Origin of the sequence: Leucobacter japonicus, assembly GCF_001273855.1 — a bacterium.
GTDB classification, from domain to species: domain Bacteria; phylum Actinomycetota; class Actinomycetes; order Actinomycetales; family Microbacteriaceae; genus Leucobacter; species Leucobacter japonicus.
The window spans coordinates 1-5570 of the sequence record NZ_JHBX01000083.1; the positions used below are offsets into that span (position 1 = coordinate 1).

5 protein-coding genes are annotated in these 5570 nt (G+C 67.5%); 4 read left to right on the top strand and 1 reads right to left on the bottom strand.

Annotated features, from left to right (window positions below; all coding sequences use genetic code 11):
* Positions 1-39: 39 nt before the first annotated feature.
* The gene (locus AMS67_RS04410; protein WP_053386302.1) at positions 40-1689 is read left to right on the top strand and encodes an amidohydrolase; all 1650 of its coding nucleotides are present in this window, start codon (positions 40-42) and stop codon (positions 1687-1689) included.
* Here AMS67_RS04410 and AMS67_RS04415 read toward each other — a convergent pair.
* Entirely contained in the window at positions 1671-2849 is a 1179-nt protein-coding gene (locus AMS67_RS04415; RefSeq protein ID WP_053386303.1) for an RsbRD N-terminal domain-containing protein, read from the bottom strand. The genes AMS67_RS04410 and AMS67_RS04415 overlap by 19 nt on opposite strands.
* Positions 2850-3085: 236 nt before the next feature.
* On the opposite strand from AMS67_RS04415, the gene AMS67_RS04420 reads away from it, so the two are divergent.
* From AMS67_RS04420 to AMS67_RS04430, 3 genes are read left to right on the top strand one after another with little or no spacing between them, the layout of a single operon-like run.
* Positions 3086-4438, top strand: a complete 1353-nt coding sequence (locus AMS67_RS04420; RefSeq protein ID WP_053386304.1) for an MFS transporter — start codon at positions 3086-3088, stop codon at positions 4436-4438.
* Positions 4435-4818, top strand: coding sequence for a RidA family protein (locus AMS67_RS04425; protein WP_206541738.1), 384 nt, complete (start codon positions 4435-4437; stop codon positions 4816-4818). The genes AMS67_RS04420 and AMS67_RS04425 overlap by 4 nt, the downstream gene beginning before the upstream one ends.
* Positions 4815-5456 (top strand): RraA family protein, encoded by a 642-nt coding sequence (locus tag AMS67_RS04430; RefSeq protein WP_053386305.1) that lies wholly within the window; start codon positions 4815-4817, stop codon positions 5454-5456. The genes AMS67_RS04425 and AMS67_RS04430 overlap by 4 nt, the downstream gene beginning before the upstream one ends.
* Positions 5457-5570 lie beyond the last annotated feature (114 nt).

Here is a 5570-nt window from a genome sequence, read left to right on the forward strand (position 1 = left end):
GCCCGCCGCCGACGAAATCGCAGCCTGAAGGGGAATGCCATGCAACTCGATCTGATCCTGACCGCGCGCGAAATTCTTACCCTCGACCCCGCGCGACCGACCGCCACCGCGGTCGGCGTCATCAAAGGGCGCATCGTCGGTTTCGACGATGAGCTCGCCGGCATCGACGCCGTGCAGCGTCTCGACTTCCCGGGGGCCTGCGTCACTCCCGGTCTCATCGACGCGCACTGCCACACCGCGTGGTGGGGTCTCGGGCTCGCCTCGGTCGACCTCAGCGTGGTGCGTGGGCTCGACGAGCTCTACGCGCAGATCGAGGCGGAGGTCGCCCGGCTCGACGCCCTCGGTGACCCCGACGCGTGGGTGCACGGCACCGGTTTCAACCAGGCCCACCACGGCGGCGCCTTCCCCGACATCGCCCGGCTCGACGCCATCACCGGCGAGCGCCCGATGTACCTGCGTCACACCTCGGGGCACGCGTCGATCACGAACACGGCCACCCTGCGCCTCGTCGGCGCCCTCGAGCCCGGCTTTGAGAACCCGACGGGCGGCGTCGTGGTGCGCGATGGTTCGGGATCGCCCACGGGGCTCGTGGAGGAGGCCGCCCAGGGGCTCGTGCAGGCGCTGCTGCTGCCGTACTCGACCGAGCGTCTCGTCGAGGCACTCGAGGCCGCGACCGTGCGCTACGCCGCGCAGGGCATCACGAGCTTCACCGAAGCGGGCGTCGGCGGCGGGTGGATCGGCCACAGCCCCATTGAGGTCGCCGCGTACCAGGCGGCCGCCGAGCGCGGTGCGCTGCACGCCCGCGCCCAGCTGATGCCCGCGATCGACGCGCTGCGCCCCCTCACCGGGCACGCCGCAGACTTCGCCCGCGAGGGTGCTGGGGCCGGGCTCGACCTCGGTATCCGCGCCGGGTTCGGCGACGATCTCGTGCGCTTCGGGCACGTCAAGGTGTTCCTCGACGGTTCGCTGCTCGGCGCGACCGCCGCCGTCACCGAGGACTACTGCGGCCACGACCACAACACGGGGTACCTGCTCGACGACCCCGCGGTGTACCGCGAGCGCGCGCTCGGCGCGTACCGTGCCGGCTGGCCCCTCGCGCTGCACGCGATCGGCGACGCCGCGATCGACCTCGCACTCGACCTCATCGAGGAGGCGCAGGATCGCTACGGCCGACGCGACGTGCCCTGCCGTGTGGAGCACTTCGGCATCGCGCGCCCCGACCAGGTGGAGCGGGCCGGGCGTCTCGGGCTCGCGGTGACGCCGCAGGCCGGATTCATCGGCGCGTTCGGTGCGCAGATGGCGGAGCGCGTCGGGCCCGAGCGCGAATCGTGGCTGTACCGCGGCCGCTCGGTCATCGACGCCGGCATCATTCTCGCCGGATCCTCGGACCTCCCCGTCGCCGACAACAACCTGCGGCGCGGCATGCAGGCCGCGATCGATCGCCGCACCGAGGCGGGCACCGCGCTCGCCCCCGACGAAGCGATCACCTCAGACGAAGCGCTACGCACGCACACCGAGTGGGCGGCCCGGGCCACCGGCCAGATCGCCGACAAGGGCACGCTCGAACGCGGCAAGCTCGCCGACTTCACCGTGTTCTCGGGCTCCCCGCTGACTGCGCCGCGCGTCGCCGACCTCGACATCGTCGCCACGGTGCTCGGCGGCGAGCTGAGCTACGACGCACGATCCTGAACCGCGCCGCGCAGCCGTCGCGATCGGCGGTTGTCGGTACGCGCGCTCTGACCGAACGCCAGAAGCGCGCGTGCCGCGTCGAGCGGTACCGTCGGGTCCCACCCGGTCACGCGGTGAAACATTTGCAGCCGATTGACCACGGTGTTGCGATGCACGAACATCGCCTCGGCGGTCCGTTTGATCGATCCGGTCGCGCAGTAGCGCGAGAAGGTGTCGAGCAGGCGTTGCCGCTCATCGGCCCGTACGCGATCCATGGCGACTCGGGCACTGGTGAAGACCCGAGGCATGGTCGACGCCGCTGTGTCGGCCGCGAGAGCGAGCCAGAGGTCGTTCTCGTCGCTCAAACGCCCGGCGGCGGCGAATGGAAGCAACTGATGGGCGAAGTCGACGGCCGACGGCACGGCCGCCAGACCATCGACCGGCGCGATCTGCACGCCTCCGATGCGGGCCAACGGATGCTCGCCGGAGCTGCACGGTCGCACGAACAGCACGCTGTCGTCGAAATCCCACGCGAAGAGCCGCTGACGCGAGCGCTCGGAGACTGCGGCGGCTCGGCGCGCTTCTGGAGCCCACGGCGTGGGGATTAATGCGATCTCGAATTCGGCGGACTCCGGGAACCGCAGTTGCGCGGCGACCTCGGCGGCAATGCTGCGCGGCTCGTCGGAGGCGAGCAGCATCGCGAATGCTCGGGTCTCCTGGGTGCGGGTATCGGAAGCCAGCGATTCGCGCTCGTCGAGGAACGCGACTTGCACGGCGTGGATGTAATCTTCGACCGAGGTCAGCACGAGTTCCGCGTGCTGCACCAGGTCTTCAGCGTGGGTATCGCCGGCGATCGAGACGAGCCCGGCCCACAGCACGCGATAGTCGAGCCGTACAGCTTCGAGCAACTGGTCGCGGTCGACGCCTTGACGAGCGCGCCGCACGCCGAGACGCTGCGGCAGGTCGTGCAGTGATTGCGGCACCGGCCGCTCCGCCAGCTGCGCGATCAAATACGACAGCGTGTCGTGAGCCGTCTGCCGCAGATCGGCGCCGTTCACCGCGGCATACCCGCCTCGCAGGTCTCGCAGCCGACCCAGGAAGTCGTCGACGAGCCGCGGCAGGTCCGCTTCGAGGCATTGCAGCGCGACCGGCCACCAGGCGTCGGAATCGGGCAGGCTCACCGTGGGCCCCGAGGAGAACGGAGACGGCTGCCGACGGCCACAATGCGAGCGCAGCACTCGAGTGGGATTTGAGCAATCACACACTCTATTCTGCTGGATTGTTTCCGTTGCGCGACAGACGCTGTGCATTTCACCAATTCAGAACAACAGCCGTGTGCACATGCTGCTTGTTCGAACCCAGGCTCGCTGGGAGGGTGAATTCTGACCAGAACGCCACTCGAATCACAGGAGACTCGATGACTACGACGCCAGCGCAGGACACGGAGGTCCGCAGCGCACGCCTGGACCAATCCAAGATGAGAAAGATCGCGACCGCGAGTGTGATCGGAACCACCGTCGAGTGGTACGACCTGTTCCTCTTCGGCACCGCCTCCGCTCTGGTATTCAACCGAGTATTCTTCCCAGACCTGCCCCCGGCGGTCGGCACGATCCTTTCCTTCCTCACCTTCGCCGCCGCTTACGTCGCGCGCACGCTCGGTGCGATCCTCTTCGGGCACTTCGGCGATCGCCTGGGACGCAAGTCGATGCTGCTCATCTCGCTGCTCACCATGGGCGGCGCAACGCTCGCGATCGGGCTCGTACCCGACTTCGCCACCATCGGCATCGCGGCGCCGTTCATTCTGCTGACGCTGCGTATCATTCAGGGCCTCGCACTCGGCGGTGAATGGGGCGGCGCCGTGCTCATGACCGTCGAGCACGCTCCGCACGAGCGTCGCGGCTGGTACGGCTCGCTCGTGCAGGTGGGCGTTCCCTTCGGAACGCTCCTTGCGAACATCGCGTTCCTCATCGTCACCGCCTCGGTGTCCGAAGACGCGCTGTACACCTGGGGGTGGCGCGTTCCGTTCATCGCCTCGGTGCTCCTCGTCGCCGTCGGCATCTACATCCGTCTCAATATCGAAGAGACGCCCAGCTTCCAGCAGGTCCGCGAGCAGGGTGCCAAAGCCAAGCTGCCGTTCGCGTACCTCATGCGTCACTACTGGAAGCAGGTCATCCTCGGCGGCGTGGCGACGCTGTCGACGGGTTCGAGTTTCACGCTCATGGTCGCCTCGGGCGTGAACTACGGCACGAGCGAACAGGGCTACTCGGCGAACCTCATGCTGTGGGTCGTTCTGGTGGCGTGCCTGCTCGGTCTCTTCTTCATCCCGTTCTTCGGTCGGCTCTCCGATCGTTTCGGCCGCAAGCCGATCATCGCTGCGGGAATCGCGGCCGAAGCTCTGCTGGCTTTCCCGTTCTTCTGGTTGTTGAACACCGGGAATCCGGCAGCGGTCTTCCTTGCCTACGGGTTGATGATGATTGCTTTCTCGGCGAACTACGGGCCGATCGCCACGTTCCTCGCCGAGCTCTTCGGTGCAAAGGTGCGATACTCCGGCCTGTCCGTGGCCTACATGCTGTCGGGGCTGCTGGGTTCTGCGATCACTCCTGCGGTCACTGTGTGGCTGCTCGACCTCACCGGGCAGAGCGATTCGATCGCGTGGTACATCGCCGCCTCCGCAGCGCTGTCATTCGTCGCGCTCTTCCTGCTCCGAGACAACAGCCGGAAGAACATCGACCGAGTGGACGCGACGACCAGCGTGGGCGTGGGCCAGTGATTCGCAGGATCGACTCAGCGCCGGGGCTCGCTCCGGCGCTGGGGCCGTACTCGCAGGCCACGGTGGCGAATGGGTTCATCTTCACCACCGGCCAGGTGCCGTTCGCAGCGGATGGTACGGCACCCGAGAGTTTCGAAGACCAAGTCGCCATCTGCATCGAGAACCTCCGCACGGTGCTCACCGCCGCGGGCAGCGACCTGGCGCACGTCGTCAAGGTCAATGCGTACTTGACGTCGCCCGAGCAGCGCGAGCCGTTCAACCGCGTGTATGCGCGCTACTTTCGCGACGCACTGCCGGCACGAACGACGGTCTGCGTTTCGATCTGGGAGATTGCACTCGAAATCGAGTGCGTCGCGGTAGTGCCGGAGTCGACCTCGTGACCGGGGCACCTGCCGACGACATCGGCCTGTTGGACGCCCTCCGCCGCGTCGAACTGCCCACGCTGGGCCATTTCCTCGAAGAAGGATTCGTCGATCCACGGGTGGCTGCGATCACTCGCAGTCCGCAGCTCGTGGGGTTCGCTCGAACGCTCGATCTCCGGGAACCCGACGCCTATGCAGTGAATCGCGCTCTGCTCGAAACACAATCCGGTGAGGTGCTCGTGATTCGCGTGGCGGGCGGTGCGCACGCCCCGGTCGGGGCCGTAACGGCCAGCGCAGCCATCGCTCGGGGAATTGCGGGCATCGTGGTCGACGGCCCGGTGACCGATGCTCAGGCGCTTCGGGCGAGCCAGGACCAGTTGGCCGTGTATGCAACGGGGCTGACCGCCCGCACGACGAAACGCTCCGGTGCACTCTCGGCGAGCTCGGTCGGGAGCCCGGTCGTCATCGGCGGCGTGCAGGTGGCGAACGGCGATCTCGTGCTGGGCGATGAGCACGGGGTGCTCGTTCTCTCGGGCGGTCGCATCGATCCTGAGGTGTTGGACGCTGCGCTGGTCTCGGATCGCGATGAACCGGAGTTGCTCGCGCGAATCGCGGCGGGTGAACCACTCGCCTCGGTATTGCCGATCGGCCCCTAGTACCCGGGTTCACAGCCCCACAATTTTCGTTCTTGGAAGGATCTCCTTATGTCGCAGTCGGCCGGCCACCTCATCGTTCGCACCCTCGAAGCCCACGGCGTGCCCCGCGTCTAC